Source organism: Vibrio sp. 05-20-BW147, assembly GCF_013369385.1.
GTDB lineage: Bacteria > Pseudomonadota > Gammaproteobacteria > Enterobacterales > Vibrionaceae > Vibrio > Vibrio floridensis.
This window is the reverse complement of sequence record NZ_SZTO01000013.1, coordinates 1-22,782: the sequence shown is the minus strand read 5'-3', so window position 1 is coordinate 22,782 and position 22,782 is coordinate 1. Positions and strand designations below refer to the sequence as shown.

The window sequence follows — 22,782 nt, the reverse complement described above, 5'->3', positions numbered from 1 at the left end:
AAAGGGGTATTGAAGGCAAAAATGGCGCTTAAAGCGCCATTTTCATTTGAGGGAGAGTCGAGAACTGTTATGCCTTTTGAGGGCGCACGCCAAGTGTGTGGCACAGGGCGTAAGTCATTTCTGCACGGTTTAAGGTATAGAAGTGGAAATCTTTCACACCTTCACGGCTTAAGATCCTCACCATATCAATAGCTTGGCTAGCACCAACAAGCTGACGCGTCACTGGATCATCGTCTAATCCTTCAAACTGCTTTGCCATCCAGCCAGGGACTTTGACGTTATTCTGCGCAGCAAAGCGAGAAGCCTGTTTGAAGTTAGAAACCGGAAGGATCCCAGGAACAATCTCAACATCAATGCCCGCAGCTACACAGCGATCACGGAAACGTAAGTAGCTTTCGACATCAAAGAAAAACTGAGTGATCGCGCGATTGGCTCCCGCGTCTACTTTACGTTTTAGATTGAGCAGATCCGCTTGAGCACTTTTTGCTTCTGGATGCACTTCTGGAAACGCAGCGACGGAAATATCAAAATCGTGTAGCGATTTCAGTAGTGTCACCAAGTCCGATGCATACATATCTGGCGCACCGCCACCAGGAGGAATATCACCACGCAACGCGACGATATTTTTGATGCCATTCGCCCAATAATCGTTGGCTATATTGACCAACTCATCACGGCTCGCATCGATACAGGTTAAATGTGGTGCGGCCACTAAGCCTGTTTGCGCTTTGATCTCTTTAATGATGGAATGAGTACGGTCACGCTCGCCGGAGTTGGCTCCGTAAGTCACGGAAACAAACTTCGGTTGTAACGTTTTCAAACGATGAACAGAGCCCCAAAGTGTCTCTTCCATTTGTGGTGTACTTGGTGGAAAAAACTCAAACGAAACATTGATGTTGTCTGACAACTCCGCAATGTTCTGGTTTAAAGCGTCAATATGACTTGCGTGTGTGTATCCCATCTTACTCTCCCTGTGACTGTCTGCCACGAAACCATCTCAATCCTCAAACTGACGTTTAGACGTCTATATGGCTACAGAATGTATTGAATACGATTTAATGTCAACCTTGTGATTATGAATTTTTTTCAAGTTCATAATGAGCATAGTTCAAGTAGAAAAAAGGGACCGCTTGGGTCCCTATCAAATCATCTATCTTCTGTTAGAACAAGCCAGCTAAGCGATTGAGATCAGACTGAATTGCGCCAGCAGTCACTTCACGCCCAGCGCCGGGACCACGGATGACCAGTGGGTTGTCCCTATACCATTTACTTTCGATGGCGAAGATGTTGTCACAAGGCAGCAAATTGGCCAACGCATGCTCACGCGACAACGCTTCAACACTGACTCGCGCCTTGCCAGTTTTTTCTAAACGGGCGACATAACGCAAAACTTGCCCCTGACGTTGTGCTTTCGCTAAACGTTCCTGCAGACGCTCGCTGAGCAAGTGCGCTTTGTCAAAGAACTCATCTAACGATAAATCTTTGAGCTCGTCAGGCACCAAAGACTCAACTTTGACATTTTCAGGTTCAATTTCCAGACCCGACTCACGCGCCAAAATAACCAGCTTACGCATCACGTCAGAGCCATCCAAATCGCTGCGTGGATCAGGTTCGGTGAGACCTTGCTGCCACGCTAAGTCGACCAACTCAGCAAACGGCACTGAGCCATCAAACTGCTGGAACAGCCAAGAGAGCGTACCGGAGAAAATGCCCGACAGCGCGACAATATCGTCACCACTTTCACGCAGATCACGCACGGTATGATTGATCGGCAAACCAGCACCAACGGTGGCGTTGTATAGCCAGTGACGTCCAATCTTGCTGAAGGCATCTTGCACTTGGTAGTAGTAGTCGCTACTCGCCGAGCCCGCAATCTTATTAGCCGAGATCAAATGCATCCCTTGATGAGCGATATCGAGATACTGAGCGGACAAATCGCGGCTAGCGGTCACGTCTAGCACCACCACCTCATCGTAATCTTGGACGGAACTAAGTTTTTGCAACCAGTTCTTACCATCATTGGGCACAGAATCATCATCAAAATGCGCATGTACCGCCGCCGCATCAAGCCCTTGCTCATTAAACAAGTAAGTTTGACTATCGACCACTGCGACAAGCTCAAAGTTCATACCATGGCGTTTTTCGAGCTCTCCTTTCTGCTGTGCAAACAAAGACAACCAGCTCGACCCGATGTTACCTTTACCACAAAGCGCAATCGCCACGCGCTTTTGCGCCTGAAAGAGTTGAGTGTGAATGGACTTCACCAACACTGGAATATCGACACGGCGCATAACCGCGACCAGACTCAACCCTGATTCGGTTTCAGAAATAAACTCAACCGGAGAGTGTTTTAACTGCTGATAGAAACCAAAACAGTGACTGGCATTGTTTGTCACCCCAGCACCAACAGCAGCAATCAAAGAAAAACCTTCTTTTAACTTGATTTCTGCGGCAAGCGCGAGTTCTTGCAAATAAGCCAACGCGCCACCAGCAATCTCATTGGTATACGCTAAACGTAACTTGTGCTGATCCGGTTGCGCTTCAAAGGCCAGTGGCTCAAGCTGTGCTCTCTTGAGTGCTCGTAACACATCTTGTTGCACTCGCTCAAAATCATGACCAGCGGAGAAGTTAAGTTGCACCAGCATGACATCCTCAAGTGAGGTGATGATTTTGGCACCCCGCCCTGAGGCCAACACCCGTTCAATGCGCGTAGAACCAGACTCAGGTGTGTAACTGCAACGCAGATTAAGTTCCGTGGCACTTTGCGCCACGGGTTGTAGCGTCCGACTATGAAGCACTGGAGCCGCGAGGCGTGCAAGTTCACTGGCTTCATCCAGGCGCAACAAAGGTAGTAAACAGGCGTCATTGACTAATCGTGGATCGGCACTGTACACGCCAGCTACGTCACTCCAGATTGTGACTTTGTTTACTTCTGCTAAAGCGCCAATCACCGTAGCGGAATAATCAGAACCATTGCGACCTAACAGTACCGTTTCACCAGCATTATTTTGTGCCATAAAGCCAGTGATCACCACTCGGCGGTGGGAATGCTGAGCCAACACTTCTTTGAGTAAGGGGTAAGAGCGAGCGCGATCCACTTCTGGTTGTGTGCCCGTTTCCGCACGCAGAAACGCACGCGCATCCTGGGCAACCGCGGGTAGTGAAGATTGGTTGAGCAACGCCGCCAACAGACGCGATGACCATACTTCACCATGACCCCAAATCGCAGCTTTTTGCGCTGCGTTCAACGGGGCCGTCTGCTCTGCCAACGTACTGAACTCGTCGACCAACTGGTCTAACAACGTCTTTCTCAGATCGGATTGAATCAGAGCTTCCACCAAACCAGTTTGATATTGGCGCAAAGCCTGCAACGTTTCGTGTGCCAATCGACCATCTTTCTCAAGTGCATCGGTAAACTCAATTAAACGATTGGTGGTCTTCCCTGCTGCAGACACAACCACGAGATCATTCTCACCAGAATACTCTTTAAGTATGCCTGCCACTCGGCGATAGCAATCCGGATCAGCAAGGCTACTTCCACCAAATTTGTGCAGTTGTCGAACCTGACTCATTAACGGCTCTCCTTCGCTTGTTGAAAGGCTTGCTTAAGGTCGGCAATCAAATCTTGCGCATCTTCAAGACCCACCGATAGACGGATGAGTTGCTGTGTTACCCCAGCTTCAGCCAATGCTTCCTCACCCATAGCGCGATGAGTCATGGATGCAGGATGGCAGACCAAGCTTTCAACGCCACCAAGCGACTCCGCCAATGAGAACAGTTCAAGTACTTTAACAAACACTTTTAGCTGCTCGAAACTGCCCGCGAACTCAAAACTGAGCATAGAGCCAAATCCAGATTGCTGTTTTTTCGCTATCTCGTGCCCTGGATGATTTGGCAAGCTTGGATGATAAATCGTACCAACCAAATCTTGGGTTTGTAGATAAGCAAGGATTTGCTGTGAACTCTCTTCATGCACACGCATGCGAGCGCCTAAAGTACGAATGCCGCGCAGCGTCATATAGCTGTCAAATGGCGTGCCGGTTGCACCAAGGCAATTCCCCCACCACGCTAGCTCTGTTGCGTGCTCTTCGGTTTTGGTGATCACCACACCGCCAATCACATCAGAATGCCCATTGATGTACTTGGTTGTCGAGTGAATCACAAAATCAGCCCCGAGCTCCAAAGGCTTTTGGTACACGGGTGTCAAAAAGGTGTTATCGACCGCCACCAACGCGCCCACTTTATGCGCTTTCTCACACACTTCCGCGATGTCCACCACACGCACCAGCGGGTTGGAAGGCGTTTCAAGCAACACCAGTTTAGGCTTAAGCGCCAACGCCGCATCCAGTGCAGCACTGTCGGATTGATCAACAAAACGGACCTTAAAATCGCCTTTTTTCGCTCGAGTATTGAACAGACGATAAGTACCGCCATAGCAGTCGTGAGGAGCCACAATAAGATCATCTGGGCTTAAGAAAGCAGAGACCCACAAGTTGAGTGCAGAGGTGCCACAGTTGGTGACCACTGCTCCTTTGCCAGATTCCAATTGGAACAGTGCTTGTTCTAACAAACCTCGATTGGGGTTGCCTGAACGAGTGTAATCATATTTAGGAACTTCACCGAAGGAAGAGAAACCATAGTTTGTTGAGAGATAAATGGGTGGTACAACGGCACGGTATTGAGTATCGGATTCGATGCCGGTTCTCACGGCTATCGTGGCTGGCTTGTGAGTGCTCATCATGTTTCCTTTCAGCGAAGATGAATTCTTAATAAGAATGCGCTAATGTTGTTGCAGCGCCTTCCTCTCCTTTAATAGCTGTCACTTTAACCATCAAACATTAAGACGTCAACACTTCTAGACGTCTATATGTCTTTGCTTATGGCAGTAAATCCAGCTAAAATCTCCGCTTACAATTTTAATTCACCAATTATTACTCTGAAGGTGCGCAATGGCTGACTGGAATGGCGAATACATAAGTCCATACGCAGAGCATGGAAAGAAAAACGAGCAAGTCAAAAAAATTACCGTTTCTATCCCGCTTAAAGTACTAAAAGTTCTGACGGATGAACGTACTCGTCGTCAAATTAACAACCTGCGCCACGCGACAAACAGCGAGTTGTTGTGTGAAGCATTTTTGCATGCCTATACAGGTCAGCCCCTGCCGACGGATGAAGATCTTAGAAAAGATCGCCCTGACGACATTCCTACTGAAGCCAAAGAGTTGATGACGGCGATGGGTATCGAGTTTGAAGCCTACGATGATTAAATCATCGGGCAGGGTCACATCGGGGATAAGTGACACACGATCAAAACGGGACGCTTAAAGCGTCCCGTTTGTTTAGGCTGTGATTTACTCGGCCATGTAGTTTTCAGGCATTGGAATACGAGCAACGCCGGTATCAACGGCCGCTTGGGCCACCGCTTTCGCTACGCGAGGCAACAAACGCGAGTCCATTGGTTTTGGAATAATGTATTGTGGGCCAAAGCTCAGCGATTCCACACCCGCCGCTTTAAGCACGGCCTCTGGAACTGGTTCTTTCGCCAATTGACGAATCGCGTCAACCGCAGCCAGCTTCATTTCATCGTTAATCACACTCGCGCGCACATCCAGCGCACCACGGAAAATGAATGGGAAACAAAGCACGTTGTTGACTTGGTTTGGATAGTCACTGCGGCCAGTGCCCATGATAAGATCGCTGCGCACTTCATGCGCCAATTCCGGCTTGATCTCTGGATCAGGGTTTGAACACGCAAACACAACTGGTTTGTCCGCCATCAGCTTCAGCGCTTCTGCAGGCATTAGGTTTGGACCAGAGACGCCAAGGAAGAGATCCGCACCGCTGATCACATCTTCTAGTGTGCGCTTGTCTGTATTGTTGGCGAACAGTTGCTTGTACTCGTTGAGGTCATCACGACGAGTGTGAATCACACCTTTACGATCCAGCATGTAGATCTTTTCGCGCATCGCGCCACATTTGATCAACAGCTCCATACACGCCACAGCAGCCGCACCCGCACCAAGACAAACGATAATACATTCGTTTAGCTTCTTACCCTGCAGTTCGATCGCATTCAGCATGCCAGCAGCGGTGACAATGGCCGTACCGTGTTGGTCATCATGGAACACCGGCACATCACAGCGTTCAATCAGACGTTTTTCAATTTCAAAACAATCTGGAGCTTTGATGTCTTCTAGATTGATGCCGCCAAAGGTATCTGCAATGTTCGCGACCGTATCCACGAATTCGTCAATGGTACGATGCTTCACTTCAATATCGATAGAATCAAGACCAGCAAAACGCTTAAACAGCAGCGCCTTACCTTCCATTACTGGCTTTGATGCCAAAGGACCTAAGTTACCTAGGCCCAAAATTGCCGTACCGTTAGAGATAACGGCCACCATATTTCCCTTTGAGGTGTACTTGTAAACGTTGTCTGGGTTCTGTGCGATTTCGCGCACCGGCTCTGCGACACCTGGGCTGTAAGCTAAAGCAAGATCTTTAGCGGTTTCCGCAGGTTTAGTTAGAGCGACGGCAATTTTACCCGCCGTTGGCAAAGCATGATAATCAAGAGCTTGTTGGCGAAGTACTTCTTCAGGGGTCATTTGCTGGCTATTGTCATCGGACATAAATGGTTATTCTCTTTTTGCGTGTACGGTAAAGGGGGGAACACTTTAGGTTGAACAAAAACTCTGCTTTTTTGTTCAATTTAGAGAGAAATTCTAATTGATATAAGTCAATCTTCCTAGCCAAGAATGCGAGGCAAATCTATATAAATAGTGAATAAGATAGAAGTAAGACCAGATAACCAAAGGCGCGATTGCGGGGCAAGCTGAGATCGGTGCCAAACAAAAACAAAAAAGGCCGCAAATGCGACCTTTTTCTCAAGCAACAATAGCAAACGCTATTATTTTTTACCGCTTGATAGAGCACCGAAACGCTTGTTGAAGCGATCAACACGGCCGCCTGTATCAACGATACGTTGCTTACCAGTGTAGAATGGGTGACACTTGTCACATACGTCTAGGTGGATAGACTCTTTACCTAGAGTAGAGCTAAAAACGAAAGAGTTGCCGCAAGAACAAGTTGCGTTTACTGCTTTGTATTCTGGGTGGATACCAGCTTTCATGGGATAACCTCAAATAGTAGGCCGTGTCGCTATACGAGTCTTTGCCGCACACCACACGTAGTTAAAAATAAACTCAGATACCGCTTTTACTCGCGTTAAAGCCATATCTTAAGGCGCGATATAGTAATGAATCGTCCCTTTAGGATCAACTTATTTCCTCATTTTCCCGCTAGTTTTTTATACAACTTTTGTTCGCTCGCCAAGCGCAGCCGTTTTCTCGTATTTCTAGTTCGCTTCCATTAGACTGTAAACCATTATTTTTGCCAAGAATCACCACGTTATGCGTCCATCCATTGCTCGAGTTGCTTTGCCCGTACCACTGGACAAACAGTTTGATTACCTCGTTCCTAACCATCTGTTCCCTATTATTGGTGGCCGAGTCAGCGTACCTTTTGGACGACAAACACTGATTGGCATTGTCACCGCATTGGTGCAGGAGTCTGATTTTCCTCGAGAACAACTGAAACCAATCAAAGCGGTGTTGGATCATCGTCCTATTTGGCCCGATTCCGTCTACAGTTTATTACTTTGGTGTAGCCACTTTTACCAATATCCCCTAGGTGAAACACTGCATAACGCCCTCCCCGCAGCACTAAGAAAAGGCAAAGCGGCGGACTTTGCTACTCTACAAGAATGGCAACTGACCGAGTTAGGCAAAAACCAATTGATGCAAGGGTTAAACAGCCGTGCGATAAAGCAGGCTAAAGTATTGAATATGCTTGCTAATAGTCCTCTGCCTCACCAAGCCTTTTTGGATGAGGAAGTGGCATCCACAACCTTACGCACCTTGGAAGAAAAAGGCTGGATCAGCTGTGAAGAAAAAACACCACAGTTGGCTAGCTGGGGTAACCCGATTGAACATCCCGTCGATAAGCCGAAACTCAACCAAGAGCAAGCCATTGCCATTGCAACTGTGAATAGCCAAACTGGCTTTGCTTGCTACTTACTTGAAGGGGTAACGGGATCTGGGAAAACCGAGGTTTACCTCAACCTCATCAAACCAGTCTTGGAACAAGGGAAACAAGCACTGGTGCTGGTACCAGAAATAGGCCTAACACCTCAAACCATTAATCGTTTTCGCCAGCGCTTTGATGTGCCCGTGTCGGTGATACATTCCGGACTCAACGATACTGAGCGCCTCAACGCATGGCTTTCTGCTCGAGATAAGGCAGCAGGTATTGTGATAGGAACTCGCTCTGCACTACTGATCCCATTTGCCCAGCTAGGGATCATCATTGTCGATGAAGAACATGATGCCTCGTATAAGCAGCAAGATAGCTTGCGTTACCATGCTCGCGATGTGGCGGTGATGCGAGCGGCAAAAGAAGGCATTCCAATTGTGCTCGGATCAGCCACGCCCGCGTTAGAAACCTTACACAACGCACTTACGGGCAAATATCATCATCTCTCGCTGACTCAACGAGCTGGAGTGGCCGTACCAACCACCAACAAAGTACTCGATGTCAAAGGGCTCTATCTGGAAAGCGGCCTCTCAGCGCCACTCATTGCTGAAATGCGTCGTCATTTAAAAGCGGGCAATCAGGTGATGCTGTTTCTCAACCGTCGAGGCTTCTCCCCTGCGTTGATGTGTCATGAATGTGGTTGGATTGCCGAATGCAAACGCTGCGATGCCTATTACACCTATCACCAGTACAGCAATGAAATACGCTGTCACCACTGCGGTTCTCAACAACCAATTATCCACCAGTGCCAAGGCTGCGGTTCAACCCAACTGGTAACGGTTGGAGTCGGCACTGAGCAACTGGAAAACCAGTTAACAACTCTGTTTCCCGACTACAAAGCGATTCGCATCGACCGCGATAGTACACGACGCAAAGGCAGTCTCGAAAGCGCTTTAGAAGCCATTCGCAAAGGGGAATACCAAATTTTAATTGGCACGCAAATGCTGGCTAAAGGCCATCACTTCCCAGACGTGACATTAGTGGCACTATTAGATGTCGATGGTTCTCTTTACAGCAGCGATTTTCGCGCCTCTGAACGATTAGCCCAGCTGTTTATTCAAGTGGCAGGACGGGCCGGACGCGCCAGCAAACCAGGTGAGGTGATCCTTCAGACCCACCATCCAGAGCACACTCTTCTAAAAGCACTCTTGACGAAAGATTACCGTCATTTTGCAGACTCGGCACTTACCGAACGCAGAATCGCCCAACTTCCTCCTTTTAGCTTCTTGACCCTATTTCGTGCTGAAGCAAACCAAAGTGAGGTCGTCGAAACCTTCTTACGACAAGTTCGCCTAACACTCGAGTCTCATCCTCTATTCGATAACAGCTGCTTAGTGCTGGGACCCACCCCTGCCCCTTTGGCCAAGCGAGCAGGAAAATATCGCTGGCAACTGTTGCTACAAACCCAACAGCGTTCACTGATGCAAAAAATACTCTCGAGCACCAAACCAGCGATAGACCTGTTACCAAATGCTAAAAAAGTTCGCTGGAACTTAGACATCGAACCGCAAGATTTGAGCTAGCAAACGTTTACTAAAGGAAAGTTTAGGTTTAAATTGCAAGACTTTGCTTACTTCCGTGATGAGAATCACAAGTAAAATGCGGATTTTGTTAATTCAGCCGTAACTTTAAACAAAGAATTGAATAGACTATCCAAATCAGCTTTAGGTTATCGATAACTCAGCTTTATTTTATAAAACAATACAATAACTATACGTCATAATTGGCGCAATTTTTGAGAGGGTTAGTATATGGCGACAATGAAGGATGTTGCCCAGCTTGCAGGGGTATCAACAGCAACAGTTTCAAGAGCGCTGATGAACCCAGATAAGGTGTCTGCCACGACAAGAAAACGTGTGGAAGAGGCCGTATTGGAAGCTGGTTATTCCCCCAATTCGCTCGCACGCAATTTACGCCGAAACGAATCGCGTACCATCGTGGCCATTGTGCCTGATATCTGTGATCCTTATTTCACAGAAATCATTCGTGGCATTGAAGATGCGGCTCTCGAACAAGGTTACTTAGTCCTATTAGGAGACAGTAGCCACAAGAAACGTCGCGAAAATTCATTGGTCAACCTTGTGTTTACCAAGCAAGCCGATGGAATGCTGCTACTCGGTACCGATTTACCTTTCGATGTCAGCAAACCCGAACAGAAAAATCTACCGCCGATGGTAATGGCCTGTGAATTTGCACCCGATCTCGAACTCCCAACCGTGCATATCGACAATCTTACCTCCGCCTTTGAAGCGGTTAACTATCTAACTCAGCTTGGTCACAAACGCATAGCCCAAATATCCGGTCCTAGCTCCGCTGCTCTTTGTCAATTTAGACAGCAGGGGTACCAACAGGCTTTACGTCGCGCTGGCATTACTATGAATCCACAGTATTGTGTAGAGTCAGAGTTTTCTTTCGAAGGTGGAGCGAAAGCCATCCGCTATCTGTTAGAAATGAACGATGCTCCCACTGCGGTTTTTTGTCATTGTGACACCATGGCAATTGGTGCAATTCAAGAAGCGAAAAAATTGGGTTTTAGAGTGCCACAAGATCTGTCCATTGTCGGCTTTGATGACATCCAGTTTGCCCAGTATTGCGATCCTCCACTGACGACCATTTCACAGCCACGCTATGAAATTGGACGCCAAGCGATGCTGATGATGCTCGAACTACTTAAAGGGCATGACATCCATAGTGGCTCTCGTCTACTCGAAACAAAGTTGGTTGTCCGCGGTAGTGCTGCTCCTCCTGGATTACGCTAGAGACACCAAAACAACAAAGCGAGGTGATTTGTCGCCTCGCTTCCTTTTCTAGGACGTTTCCCTGTTAACGCTGCTCAATCTGCATTACCATAGCGGACTGACGTAACAATTGTTTATATTTTCCGTGGCTAAAGATTATGTAAGACGTGGTCGTAGTCCTAAAAAGCCGACCCAAAAAAACGCTCCTCGTAAAAACAAACCTTGGCTAGCTGGCTTTTTCGCCATCGTGCTACTAGGTGGCTTTGGTTTTGGCTTGTATACGCTCAGCAACGATCCTGAGCCCCCTCCACCAGCGGTAGAAAGTAAGCCCGCGAGCAAACCAAAGCCACAACCTAAAAAAGAACTGCCTCCTCCACCAGAAGAAAAATGGCAATACGTTGAAACATTGCCAAACCGTGAAATCGAAGTGGTGGCCAAAGAGCAGGAAGTGCCTAAGATTCCTTACATTATGCAATGTGGCGCTTATAAGAGTCGCGAACAAGCAGACAGTCGCAAACTCGATATTGCTTTTCAAGGCATCACCAGTACCGTAAAGAAAAAAGAAGGCAGTGATTGGTATCGCGTGGTACTTGGGCCTTACAAACTGAAGCGCGATGCTGAACGTGATCGCCACAAACTGCAACGCGCCAAAATTGAGCCCTGTGCTATTTGGCAAGAATCACCATAGCACTCTCATCCGTGAACAAAAAAAGGGGCATCATCGTATTGCCCCTTTTGCTTGCGCCACTAAAAATTCCGAGGCCCACGCTAATCACGCCATCATCCGCCTTGATTTCTTTTTTACCCTCCCCCATATAGGGATCAACTCCATAAAGAAAAGAATCAAGAGGCCTACTCGTGACTACCATCGTTTCTGTACGTCGTAACAACAAAGTCGTCATCGCCGGAGACGGACAAGTGTCTCTGGGCAACACGGTAATGAAAGGCAATGCGCGTAAAGTTCGCCGTTTGTACAACAACAAAGTACTCGCGGGTTTTGCAGGCGGTACGGCCGACGCCTTCACCTTATTTGAGCGCTTTGAGAGCAAGTTGCAAATGCATCAAGGCCACCTCACCAAAGCAGCCGTTGAGTTGGCCAAAGATTGGCGCAGCGATCGTGCGTTACGTAAACTCGAAGCCTTACTGGCTGTCGCCGATGAAACCGCTTCACTGATCATCACTGGTAATGGCGATGTGGTTCAGCCAGAAAATGACTTAATTGCCATCGGCTCTGGCGGTGCTTACGCTCAAGCCGCCGCAACAGCGCTGCTTGAAAACACGGAGCTGGACGCGCGTGACATTGCAGTCAAGGCCCTCAACATAGCAGGCGATATCTGTGTATTTACCAACCACAACCACACCATCGAAGAACTTGAGACGACGGTAGAATTACCTAATCTCAACAAAGCCTAACTCGTCCACAGATTGTAAGGAATAACTATGTCTGAAATGACTCCTCGCGAAATTGTCCATGAACTGAATCGACACATTATCGGTCAAGACAACGCTAAGCGCTCTGTGGCGATCGCATTGCGTAACCGTTGGCGCCGCATGCAGCTTGAAGAAAGTTTGCGTGCTGAGGTCACTCCAAAAAATATTCTGATGATTGGTCCTACGGGCGTGGGTAAGACAGAAATCGCTCGTCGCTTGGCAAAACTGGCAAATGCGCCATTCATCAAAGTGGAAGCGACTAAGTTCACCGAAGTGGGCTATGTTGGCAAAGAAGTAGAAAGCATTATTCGCGATCTCACTGATGTTGCGGTGAAACTGACACATCAGCAAGCGATGGAAAAAGTAAAATTTCGCGCAGAAGAGTTAGCCGAAGAGCGCATTCTGGACGCACTGCTGCCACCACCTCGTGACGCATGGGGTCAAAACGAGCAAACAGAAGACAGTTCCAACACACGCCAGATTTTCCGTAAGAAACTGCGTGAAGGAAAGCTCGACGACAAAGAAATCGAAATTAACGTCGCTGCGCCGCAGATGGGCGTTGAAATCATGGCACCTCCTGGCATGGAAGAGATGACCAATCAGCTACAAGGCATGTTCCAAAGCCTTGCCGGCAACACCAGTAAGAAACGCAAACTGAAAATCAAGGATGCGTTCAAATCGCTGATTGAAGAAGAAGCTGCGAAACTGGTCAATCAGGATGAACTTAAAGAGCAAGCGATCTACAGTGTTGAAAACAACGGCATCGTGTTTATCGATGAAATAGATAAAATTTGTAAGCGTGGAGAAAGCTCTGGTCCCGACGTGTCTCGCGAAGGAGTACAACGAGATCTGCTACCTTTGATCGAAGGCAGTACCGTATCAACCAAACATGGCATGGTGAAAACTGACCATATTCTGTTTATTGCTTCTGGTGCTTTCCAAGTCGCGAAGCCATCTGATTTAATTCCTGAGTTACAAGGTCGACTTCCGATCCGTGTAGAGCTTGAAGCACTTTCAAGCCACGACTTCAAACGCATTCTGACCGAGCCAAGAGCGTCCTTGACAGAACAATACGTGGCATTGATGAAGACAGAAGAAGTCGACATTGAGTTCACAGAAGATGGCATTACACAAATTGCTGAAGCGGCGTGGACGGTTAACGAAACCACCGAAAACATCGGCGCACGCCGTCTACATACCGTGATGGAGCGCCTGATGGATGAAATTTCATTTGATGCAACAGAGCAGTCAGGCAGCAAGTTTGTGATTGACGCTGCGTATGTTCAGAAACGACTTGGTGAGTTTATTGAAGATGAAGATTTGAGTCGCTTCATTCTTTAATCCATCGGCACGCGAGAAGGGAGCATCAGCTCCCTTCCTGTCTGTTCTTTTGTGCCGACCTTCTTGCATTATGCAGCGCTGCGCTTAATTTTCCGTATTTCGCTCCAATCAACCCAACCTTCCTTCACCCACGTTTTATTCGTATACTGACAACTCTGTTTACTAGCACGAAATTTTCATGAATCAGTCACTGCGTATCTGGCTGGATGCCGCTCGTCCCAAAACGCTTCCTCTAGCCCTTGTTTCTATTTTAACGGGGAGTGTACTCGCCTATTCATTCGGCCAGTTTTCACCTATGGTTGCACTGCTTTCCTTTGTGACCGCAACCCTACTACAAATACTGTCCAACTTAGCCAATGATTATGGAGATGCCATCAAAGGCACGGACAATGAACAGCGTTTAGGGCCAACGCGCGCAATGCAATCCGGCGCGGTCAGTGCAAAAGAGATGAAACGTGCCATCATCTTCAACATAGCGCTGACCATGATCGCAGGGTTAAGTTTGGTCTTATACGCACTGAACAGTCCTCAGAGCATTCTTGCCTTTATTGGCCTGGGTGTATTGGCCATCTTTGCCGCCATTGCCTATACCATGGGCAGCAAACCTTATGGCTATGTTGGTCTTGGGGATTTATCCGTCTTCATTTTTTTTGGCTTGCTCGGTGTTTCTGGCACTTACTTCTTACATACTGGACAGCTCGACAGCGCATTATTTCTGCCTTCACTCGGTTGCGGAATGCTTGCTGTAGCCGTTCTCAATATCAACAATATGCGCGATATTGAAAATGATGCGGCTTGCGGTAAGCGTACCGTTGCGGTCAGATTGGGCCAGAAAAAAGCCAAACAATATCACTTTGTTTTATTAGCGGGAGCGCTGCTCGCTTTTGCCAGTTATTTACTACTACAACCCAGCTCCGCTTGGCTCTGTTTGCCATTTTTGCTCAGCCTTATCGCGCTCTTCAGGCATGGTAAAGCCGTTTGGCTGACCAAACAACCCGCGCAAATCGCCCCAATGATGCCCGTGGTAGTCAAATGCTCCTTGGTCACCAATATTTTGTTTGCAACTGTTGTGATAGCTCAAACTCTTGTTAGTTAATCATTAATTGTCATTGCAATGACTTAATGGGCAGATATACTCAAGAGAAATCTCGTTGACCAAAGAAGGTATGCCATGGAATACAACACTTCTGCCCTTTGTGATATCTATCTGGACCAAGTGGATGTAGTCGAGCCTATGTTCAGCAACTTTGGTGGCCGTGCCTCGTTTGCTGGGCAAATCACCACCGTTAAGTGCTTTGAAGATAATACACTGATTCGAGAAACCTTGGAACAAGACGGCGTGGGACGTGTTCTCTTGGTGGATGGTGGAGGTTCTCTCCGTCGGGCTCTGGTGGATGGAGAGTTGGCTGCGATTGCCGAAGAAAACGAATGGGAAGGCATTGTTATTTACGGTTGCGTGCGTGAGGTCGATGAGCTTGAAGAGATGAACATTGGCATTCAAGCACTTGCATCCATTCCTGTTGGTGCGTCTTCACAAGGAGTGGGTGAAGTCGATGTGCCAGTCAACTTCGGTGGCGTCACTTTTTTGCCTGAAGATTACCTTTACGCAGACACGACTGGCATCCTTCTATCTCAAGAGCCACTCAGTGCCGATTTATCAGATGAAGAGCCCGTGCTCTAAGCTAACTCGGTAAAAAGCGTCATATTGACGCTTTTTTGCTGATTAGCGCTCACGATTTCTGGAGAAAAGTCAGCAACAAGTAAAGATGCGCTGTTTTTTTGACCGAATGATGCAAAATATGCAATATAGGGCGTGTTTCTCTGCGGCGTGCTGAGTAGAATGAGGCTAACAGACTTGAGTAGTAGCAAGGGCTGCACTCTTAACCGAATATAAATAGGTAGGCCAAGATGTCTTTTGAAGTATTAGAAAAACTAGAAGCTAAAATTCAGACCGCTGTCGATACTATCGCTTTGCTACAAATGGAAGTAGACGAGCTGAAAGAAGAAAAAGTAAAACTGGAAGCACAAGCCAATGACTTACGTGTACAACGCGAAGAACTAGAGCAGAAAGCACAGCAAACTCAGCAAGAGCATGCTCAATGGCAAGAACGTATTCGTGCCCTGCTTGGCAAGATGGAAGACGTAGAATAACCATTCTCTACTAGGAAGAGCAAAAGTCAGAACGAAAGTCACAAAGACGCATTTGCTCTTCCTTTGATCTGCACCTCGCACCTCGCACCTCGCACCTCGCACCTCGCACCTCGCACCTCGCACCTCGCACCTCGCACCTCGCACCTCGCACCTCGCACCTCGATTTTCAGCTCAAAACTCAATTTAGCAAACGTTTCCCCTACTTTTTATGCTAGAATCGCCGCAATTTTTCTCTTCCTTCGATTTGACACTTTTTGGAGACAACATGAAACGCGATTTAGCAATGGCCTTTTCCCGCGTAACTGAAGGCGCAGCGCTCGCTGGCTACAAATGGCTTGGCCGTGGTGATAAAAACGCGGCAGATGGCGCAGCCGTTGAAGTGATGCGTACCTTGCTGAACAAAACCGACATCTGTGGTGAAATCGTCATTGGTGAAGGTGAAATTGATGATGCACCTATGCTCTACATCGGCGAAAACGTTGGTCTAGGTGGTGACGAAGTCGACATCGCAGTCGATCCTATCGAAGGGACTCGCATGACCGCTATGGGCCAATCCAACGCCCTTGCGGTCTTAGCGGCTGGCGAAAAGGGCAGCTTTTTGAAAGCGCCGGATATGTACATGGAAAAACTGGTAGTTGGCCCTGGTGCAAAAGGCGTGATCGATCTCAACCAGCCACTTAAAGAAAACCTCGAGAACATCGCACAAGCGCTTGGAAAAACGCTTGATACCTTGGTGGTGATTACCCTTGCTAAGCCTCGTCATGATGAGGTGATCGCCGAGATGCAACGCATGGGCGTACGCGTCTTCGCAGTGCCTGATGGGGATGTTGCCGCTTCGATTCTCACCTGCATGCCGGATAGCGAAGTGGATGTGATGTACTGCATTGGTGGAGCCCCGGAAGGGGTCGTTTCTGCTGCAGTTATTCGTGCATTAGATGGTGACATGCACGGTCGCTTGCTGCCCCGCAATGAAGTGAAAGGGGATACAGAAGAGAATCGTAAGTTCGCGGCGTTTGAGCTTGAGCGATGTGCTGAAATGGGTGTTGAAGCAAACAAAGTGTTGAAGCTGGAAGATATGGCTCGTAGCGACAACGTTATTTTCTCGGCCACGGGCATTACCAAAGGCGATTTGCTAGAAGGGATCACCCGTACTGGTAACATTGCGACCACTGAAACACTGCTGATTCGTGGCCGCTGTCGCACCATTCGTCGTATCAAGTCGATTCATTATCTTGAGCGTAAAGACGACGAAGTGAAAGCGATCATTCTTTAATCCACTTTCGCACCAAGATACGAATAAGGCCGCTTCAAGCGGCCTTATTACTGATCATCAGTCTAACGTCGACGGATCCGATAAGCACAGCGACGTTCCCCTTGGATAATATGTTCACTGCGTTCAACATGACACTGCTCGCCAAGCAGTTTCTGAAATATACTCAATTCGGATTGGCACAAACTCGGACAACGAATTGCCGCTTTGCAAATTGGACAATGATTTTCAGTTAAGAGAAAACCTTCATCCGTTTTCTCCAGCTCCGCCATATACCCTTCTTCTTCACGCATCGCCGTTAGCTTTTCCAAGCGACTGGTTAGGTCTAAGCATGCCGCCAATGCTCTTTCATAGTGGAGAAATGTTTTCTGCTCTCGCTCAGCGGCCACTTTCGCCAAACCTTCAACACCAAACAGCGCCTCTACCGCATCAATCACTTGGATGGTGAGTTCCCCGTGGCGATCGGCAAACTGATCATGCCCTCTTTGTGTCAAAGACCAGTGACGAGTAGGGCGTCCGATTTTCACTTTCACATCGTGAAAGCTCACCATTCCATCCTCTTCAAGGCTTTGCAAATGTTGTCGGGCTCCCATGGTTGTCATACCAAGCTCCGTTGCAATCTGCTTTGCCGTTACCTCGCCATCACGTTTAATAGATTGAATAATCCTATCTATGGTCTTCATACATCCCTCTCACCCGATAGAGATATTATGCGCCATAGGGTTAGTAAAGAAAAGTCTTGATAATCTATTACCATACTTAGTGAAATAACAAGGGTGCCTCTTCACCACCACACTATGCTAGACCTCTAAATACAGAGAATGAGCGTCTTATTTTTAAGACAAATTAATTGCAACCTTTCCATTTTCAAAATCTGACATATGCTTTGTTTATAGCTACTGTTTATTTTATCAACAGCACCAGATAGGGAGAGGCGCTATGGGCAGTCTTCAAACGGAGCAACAATTACCATCGTTTGATGAAATGATGGCGCTCGCCGCAGAAAACCCAAATGCTTTTAATCAATTTAAACAAGAGATGTGTCACGAGATGATTCAATCTGCTTCGGAAGCCATGAGAGAGAGGTTAGTCGCACAGCAAAGCCACATTGATTTGGTCATTAGCCGTTGTAAGAACCCTGTTCACACTAACGTGGTGTTGATGAATGAGTTAACCAAACAGATGGTAAAATTTCGCGAAGCCCTTGATAGTGATGGCTCAGACACATTGAATCAAGACGCACAAATCATTCCTTTTACCCCAAAGACTTTCTACTAATGATTCACACCAACAAAAGAATTAAGGCCCAAAACGGGCCTTAATTCTTTTGTTGCTCGGAGGATGGAACATTTACTTTTCTGGTTCCCCATAACGGTTTGGTCCTTCCGTGCCTTTCAAAAAGCCACACTCAAGTAAAATCCATGCTCCACACAGTAACGCGATTGAACCTACGATGGTTTCCATGCCTGTTGGCTGCTGAGTCAACGTACCAGACATTGGCGTTGCTAAACGGCCAAAAACTAATGGGATATTAAGGAACAGCCAATAAACAGATTTGTTCCTGTCGTGCCAACGCTTGGTGGTCACTGCCAAATCGGGGATTAAAATTACCAACAAAAATATCGGCAGTAAGATGTGGCTGTAAGATGGGAACAGCTTAGAAACTCCACTTACAAAACCCAAAATACCCAAGTAATAACACAAATTCCAAAGCCAATATGTTTTACGACCGATACGACCTTGGAAAGAAAAAAGCAGTTCTTTTAACGACATCAAATTAAATCCCAAACAAAATACACCACCGTTACCGAAAAAAGTAACGTAATGGGGATCAGTTTACCACCTTCTGAAAACTATCCTTATCCATATCTCGAATATTCACCGTCAAACTGCGCACATGGCTAGCGGTTTCCTGAAGGGCCGACATCAATTGACGTGAGAGCTCTCGTTTTTGTTCTTCGGTTCGTCCTGATAATAAATCAAAGCTTACATGAATAAAGTCGACACTGTCCCCTTCTTCTCCGATCAACCAATGGTGGCAGCGCAGCGTGCGCGACTTAACCGATGGCGCATCGAACAAACCACTTTTGATGGCTATGTGGTGAAGATCCTCCAGTAAACCAGGAATATTAACGCGCTCTTCAACGGAATTTGAATACTCTAAGACTAGATTTGGCATGATACTTCCTTTTGTTGCCGATTTTTGATTGGTAACGCTGACATAGAGTAATACCAAGCTCACCGACAAATTCCGAGTAATTGGCTATGGTTATGCAGGATAGATCACCAATCGTTTTCGTCTGAGCGAAATATCAGTGAATTTGACGCGCTCTGACCAGCCAAAGAAAGCGACAAGAAATGACACGAGTCATGATCTATCCACATATTTCTGTTATATTCCTACGTAGATTTTTTACATAAATTGGCTTCATTGGTTCGCCTGTGAAGACTTCGATTCAATAAAGATATGGAGATATTCCTATGCGTCGTCCTGTAGTGATGGGTAACTGGAAACTTAACGGCAGCAAAACGATGGTTGCTGAACTGCTAACTGGTCTAAACGCTGAACTAGAAGGCGTTGAAGGTGTAGATGTAGCGGTAGCGCCGCCAGCACTTTACATCGACCTTGCAGAGCGCCTAATCGCTGAAGGTGGCAACAAGATCATTCTTGGTGCACAAAACACTGACATCAACAACAGCGGTGCATTCACTGGCGACATGTCTCCTGCAATGCTAAAAGACTTTGGTGCTACTCACATCATTATTGGTCACTCTGAGCGTCGTGAATACCACAATGAATCAGATGAGTTCGTAGCGAAGAAGTTTGCATTCCTAAAAGAGAACGGCCTAAAACCTGTTTTCTGTATCGGTGAAACTGAAGCGCAAAACGAAGCAGGCGAAACTGAAGCTGTTTGTGCACGTCAAATCAACGCAGTGATCGACGCATACGGTGTTGAAGCGCTAAACGGTGCCATCATCGCTTACGAACCAATCTGGGCAATCGGTACAGGCAAAGCTGCAACAGCAGAAGATGCACAGCGTATCCACGCCTCTATCCGTGCGATGATCGCAGTAAAAGATGCTGCAGTAGCAGAGCAAGTGATCATCCAATACGGTGGTTCTGTTAAGCCAGAAAACGCGGAAGCTTACTTCGCACAACCAGACATCGATGGTGCTCTTGTTGGTGGCGCATCTCTAGACGCTAAGAGCTTCGCAGCGATCGCGAAAGCAGCAGCGAAAATGAAAGCGTAATTCAACGCCATCCTATCTTTGTATTTAGGGCGTATTTCTTCGGGAATACGCCCTTTATTTTAGCCTCAACATTTCTCGAATTTGATTTTGCCCTATTCTGTTCATCGAGAATCTTTTCTAATAAACTCACAAAGTTAGTTTGGCTAGATAATTGGAAATATAATTTCAGAGGACAACTATGAACATACTGGTCACTGGTGGCAGCGGTTATATTGGCAGCCACACCTGTATTCAGATGATCGAAGCAGGAATGACGCCCATCATTTTGGACAATCTTTATAACAGCAAGTTGCTGGTGCTTGATCGCATTGAACAGGTCACTGGCGTGCGCCCCGCTTTCTATCAAGGTGACATTCGTGACAGCGAGATTCTGCAACACGTCTTTGCTCAGCATGATATCCAGGGCGTCATCCACTTTGCAGGCCTAAAGGCAGTAGGAGAATCGGTTGAAAAACCTCTGATGTATTATGATAACAATGTGTCAGGAACCCTAAATCTCGTACGTGAAATGGATAAAGCTGGTATTAAGAGCCTTATTTTCAGTTCATCCGCCACCGTCTATGGTGATCCCGCCTCCGTACCAATCCGTGAAGATTTCCCAACCTCAGCTACCAACCCTTATGGCCGCAGCAAATTGATGGTGGAAGAGTGTCTGACTGACTTCCACAAAGCCAATCCTGATTGGAGCATCACCCTGCTGCGTTATTTTAATCCCGTTGGCGCTCACGAGTCGGGTTTGCTCGGTGAAGATCCTCAAGGCATTCCAAATAACTTATTGCCCTTTGTGGCTCAAGTTGCGGTTGGTCGACGCGAAAAACTGGGCGTATTTGGTAACGACTATCCAACACCAGATGGCACTGGGGTTCGTGATTACATTCACGTTGTTGATCTTGCAGACGGTCATTTGGCGGCTTTGAATAAAGTGGGGCAGCAAGCAGGATTGCATATCTTTAACCTTGGCACTGGCCAAGGGAATAGCGTGCTTGAAATGGTCGCTGCTTTTGAAAAAGCGGCTCAGCGTCCTATTCCTTACGAAATCAAACCTCGCCGTGCAGGTGATATTGCTGAATGCTGGGCCGATCCTACCTATGCGGAACAAGTATTGGGGTGGAAAGCGACACGCTCGCTAGAGACCATGGTGGTAGATACTTGGCGTTGGCAGTCCAATAACCCAAATGGCTATGAGTAATCGCCATCACTGACACGTTTGATTGTGTTGGCAACACAATAAGGGCGAGTGAGAACTCGCCTTTTGCTTGTGGGTACGATAGAAATAGAGGTCAGATTAATCCTCATCAACAAACTGGGCCTGTAAGTAGTTTTCAATACCCGTCAATTGAATAAGGCCTAGTTGCGTCTCGAGCCAATCCACATGCTCTTCTTCATCTTCTAAGATATCTTGAAAAAGATCACGTGATACATAGTCGTGCACATCTTCTGCGTAAGCAATTGCTGCCTTTAGATCGGGAATCGCGGACATTTCAAGTTTTAAGTCGCATTCCAGCATCTCTTTAGTATCTTCACCGATCATCAACTTACCAAGGTCTTGCAGGTTTGGAATACCTTCAAGAAACAAAATGCGCTCAACAAGATGATCTGCATGCTTCATCTCATCGATCGATTCGTGATATTCCTTGTCCGCGAGGTGCTTAAGCCCCCAATCTTTGTACATGCGAGCATGGAGAAAGTATTGGTTAATGGCAATCAGTTCATTGCCTAATACTTTGTTGAGATGTTGAATAATTATTGGATCGCCTTTCATGACATAGCCCTCCTCTTTGGCTTCTATAACTGTAGAACCAATTGGGCAAGTGTCAAAAAGAAAGCCGATTAGGTTAACTGGCTTGCTTGAATAGTGCCGGAGCAGTCTCGTTGATAATCTCTTTCGCCATACGTATGCATTTGCCACATTGACTTCCCAATGCAGTGCACTTTTTGATTCCGCGAACATCCGCAACACCTTGCTCAATAACAAGCTTGCGAATCTTTTTATCAGAGACACCGTGGCATAAACAAACGTACATAAAAGAACCTAGCAATTGAAATCACAACAGCAAATATAATGGATAATCATTATCATTGCTATGTTTATTTGCTCTTCATTTAGACCAATTTGTTATTAGCTTTTGGTATTTTATATAAACGAAAAGAGGAAGCCAAAGCTTCCTCTTTTCTTGTGCGCTGTTCTTCAAATTGAAGAAGAGTGCAAGATTTCGTTTAATTCAAAGAATTAAGCGATGATCTTAGCAACAACACCAGCACCAACAGTACGGCCACCTTCACGGATCGCGAAACGTAGACCTTCGTCCATCGCGATTGGAGAGATTAGCTCAACAACCATTTGGATGTTGTCACCAGGCATTACCATTTCTACGCCTTCTGGTAGAGAGATATCACCAGTTACGTCAGTTGTACGGAAGTAGAACTGTGGACGGTAGCCTTTGAAGAACGGAGTATGACGGCCGCCTTCGTCTTTAGAAAGTACGTATACTTCTGACTCGAACTTAG

Annotated in this window: 23 protein-coding genes and 1 pseudogene; 13 read left to right on the top strand and 11 right to left on the bottom strand. The window is 47.0% G+C overall.

Translation table 11 applies throughout. From position 1 onward, the window contains the following. Positions 1-67: 67 nt before the first annotated feature. The 3 genes from metF to FC652_RS13170 form a co-directional block, all read right to left on the bottom strand. A complete protein-coding gene (metF, locus tag FC652_RS13180) occupies positions 68-961 on the bottom strand; it encodes a methylenetetrahydrofolate reductase (protein ID WP_176298939.1) in 894 nt (297 codons plus the stop codon). A 199-nt stretch (positions 962-1,160) separates the two neighbouring features. Continuing rightward, entirely contained in the window at positions 1,161-3,572 is a 2,412-nt protein-coding gene (locus FC652_RS13175) for a bifunctional aspartate kinase/homoserine dehydrogenase II (protein ID WP_176298938.1), read from the bottom strand. Beyond that, complete coding sequence (locus FC652_RS13170; RefSeq protein ID WP_176298937.1) at positions 3,572-4,738, bottom strand: O-succinylhomoserine (thiol)-lyase; 1,167 nt, start codon at positions 4,736-4,738, stop codon at positions 3,572-3,574. The genes FC652_RS13175 and FC652_RS13170 overlap by 1 nt, the downstream gene beginning before the upstream one ends. A 211-nt stretch (positions 4,739-4,949) precedes the next feature. On the opposite strand from FC652_RS13170, the gene metJ reads away from it, so the two are divergent. Further along, positions 4,950-5,267, top strand: coding sequence for a met regulon transcriptional regulator MetJ (gene metJ, locus FC652_RS13165; RefSeq protein WP_176298936.1), 318 nt, complete (start codon positions 4,950-4,952; stop codon positions 5,265-5,267). Positions 5,268-5,351: 84 nt separating this feature from the next. Here the strand turns inward: metJ and FC652_RS13160 are convergent, their stop codons facing one another. Both FC652_RS13160 and rpmE read right to left on the bottom strand, forming a co-directional pair. Beyond that, positions 5,352-6,629 (bottom strand): malic enzyme-like NAD(P)-binding protein, encoded by a 1,278-nt coding sequence (locus FC652_RS13160; RefSeq protein ID WP_176298935.1) that lies wholly within the window; start codon positions 6,627-6,629, stop codon positions 5,352-5,354. A 278-nt stretch (positions 6,630-6,907) separates the two neighbouring features. Then, complete coding sequence (gene rpmE, locus FC652_RS13155) at positions 6,908-7,129, bottom strand: 50S ribosomal protein L31 (protein WP_176298934.1); 222 nt, start codon at positions 7,127-7,129, stop codon at positions 6,908-6,910. 280 nt (positions 7,130-7,409) lie between these two features. Between rpmE and priA the strand changes: the two genes are divergently transcribed. The 9 genes from priA to glpX all read left to right on the top strand — a co-directional run bounded on the left by priA (position 7,410) and on the right by glpX (position 17,025). Beyond that, positions 7,410-9,614 carry a primosomal protein N' gene (gene priA / locus FC652_RS13150; protein WP_176298933.1) on the top strand — a complete coding sequence of 735 codons (2,205 nt, stop codon included), beginning with the start codon at positions 7,410-7,412 and terminating at the stop codon, positions 9,612-9,614. Between the two features lie 228 nt (positions 9,615-9,842). Beyond that, a complete protein-coding gene (gene cytR / locus FC652_RS13145) occupies positions 9,843-10,850 on the top strand; it encodes a DNA-binding transcriptional regulator CytR (RefSeq protein ID WP_176298932.1) in 1,008 nt (335 codons plus the stop codon). A 109-nt stretch (positions 10,851-10,959) separates the two neighbouring features. Continuing rightward, positions 10,960-11,517, top strand: a complete 558-nt coding sequence (locus FC652_RS13140; RefSeq protein WP_176298931.1) for an SPOR domain-containing protein — start codon at positions 10,960-10,962, stop codon at positions 11,515-11,517. A 170-nt stretch (positions 11,518-11,687) separates the two neighbouring features. Beyond that, positions 11,688-12,242, top strand: a complete 555-nt coding sequence (gene hslV, locus FC652_RS13135) for an ATP-dependent protease subunit HslV (RefSeq protein ID WP_176298930.1) — start codon at positions 11,688-11,690, stop codon at positions 12,240-12,242. A gap of 27 nt (positions 12,243-12,269) precedes the next feature. Continuing rightward, complete coding sequence (hslU, locus tag FC652_RS13130) at positions 12,270-13,601, top strand: HslU--HslV peptidase ATPase subunit (RefSeq protein WP_176298929.1); 1,332 nt, start codon at positions 12,270-12,272, stop codon at positions 13,599-13,601. Positions 13,602-13,779: 178 nt separating this feature from the next. Next, entirely contained in the window at positions 13,780-14,697 is a 918-nt protein-coding gene (locus FC652_RS13125) for a 1,4-dihydroxy-2-naphthoate polyprenyltransferase (protein ID WP_176298928.1), read from the top strand. A gap of 75 nt (positions 14,698-14,772) precedes the next feature. Next, positions 14,773-15,282 carry a ribonuclease E activity regulator RraA gene (rraA, locus tag FC652_RS13120; protein WP_176298927.1) on the top strand — a complete coding sequence of 170 codons (510 nt, stop codon included), beginning with the start codon at positions 14,773-14,775 and terminating at the stop codon, positions 15,280-15,282. Positions 15,283-15,509: 227 nt separating this feature from the next. Further along, complete coding sequence (zapB, locus tag FC652_RS13115; RefSeq protein WP_176298926.1) at positions 15,510-15,752, top strand: cell division protein ZapB; 243 nt, start codon at positions 15,510-15,512, stop codon at positions 15,750-15,752. 265 nt (positions 15,753-16,017) lie between these two features. Further along, on the top strand, positions 16,018-17,025 hold the full coding sequence (gene glpX / locus FC652_RS13110; RefSeq protein WP_176298925.1) for a class II fructose-bisphosphatase: 1,008 nt from the start codon (positions 16,018-16,020) through the stop codon (positions 17,023-17,025). Between the two features lie 62 nt (positions 17,026-17,087). Here glpX and FC652_RS13105 read toward each other — a convergent pair whose 3' ends face one another. Continuing rightward, positions 17,088-17,705, bottom strand: coding sequence for a metalloregulator ArsR/SmtB family transcription factor (locus FC652_RS13105; RefSeq protein WP_176298924.1), 618 nt, complete (start codon positions 17,703-17,705; stop codon positions 17,088-17,090). Positions 17,706-17,961: 256 nt separating this feature from the next. On the opposite strand from FC652_RS13105, the gene FC652_RS13100 reads away from it, so the two are divergent. After that, positions 17,962-18,300, top strand: coding sequence for a DUF3135 domain-containing protein (locus FC652_RS13100; RefSeq protein WP_176298923.1), 339 nt, complete (start codon positions 17,962-17,964; stop codon positions 18,298-18,300). A gap of 72 nt (positions 18,301-18,372) precedes the next feature. Here FC652_RS13100 and FC652_RS13095 read toward each other — a convergent pair whose 3' ends face one another. Further along, complete coding sequence (locus tag FC652_RS13095; protein WP_176298922.1) at positions 18,373-18,795, bottom strand: DUF805 domain-containing protein; 423 nt, start codon at positions 18,793-18,795, stop codon at positions 18,373-18,375. A gap of 58 nt (positions 18,796-18,853) precedes the next feature. Continuing rightward, positions 18,854-19,201, bottom strand: coding sequence for a 5-carboxymethyl-2-hydroxymuconate Delta-isomerase (locus FC652_RS13090; protein WP_176298921.1), 348 nt, complete (start codon positions 19,199-19,201; stop codon positions 18,854-18,856). Positions 19,202-19,503: 302 nt separating this feature from the next. On the opposite strand from FC652_RS13090, the gene tpiA reads away from it, so the two are divergent. Further along, positions 19,504-20,274: a triose-phosphate isomerase gene (gene tpiA, locus FC652_RS13085; RefSeq protein ID WP_103277318.1), complete on the top strand. Its 771-nt coding sequence runs from the start codon at positions 19,504-19,506 to the stop codon at positions 20,272-20,274. A 178-nt stretch (positions 20,275-20,452) separates the two neighbouring features. Beyond that, on the top strand, positions 20,453-21,463 hold the full coding sequence (gene galE, locus FC652_RS13080) for a UDP-glucose 4-epimerase GalE (protein WP_176298920.1): 1,011 nt from the start codon (positions 20,453-20,455) through the stop codon (positions 21,461-21,463). A 96-nt stretch (positions 21,464-21,559) separates the two neighbouring features. On the opposite strand, the gene bfr is transcribed toward galE, so the two are convergent. The 3 genes and pseudogenes from bfr to tuf form a co-directional block, all read right to left on the bottom strand. After that, on the bottom strand, positions 21,560-22,036 hold the full coding sequence (gene bfr, locus FC652_RS13075; protein WP_176298919.1) for a bacterioferritin: 477 nt from the start codon (positions 22,034-22,036) through the stop codon (positions 21,560-21,562). 73 nt (positions 22,037-22,109) lie between these two features. Next, positions 22,110-22,298 (bottom strand): (2Fe-2S)-binding protein, encoded by a 189-nt coding sequence (locus FC652_RS13070; protein ID WP_130350762.1) that lies wholly within the window; start codon positions 22,296-22,298, stop codon positions 22,110-22,112. Positions 22,299-22,504: 206 nt separating this feature from the next. After that, a pseudogene (gene tuf, locus FC652_RS13065) lies at positions 22,505-22,782 on the bottom strand (elongation factor Tu); the annotation flags it as partial.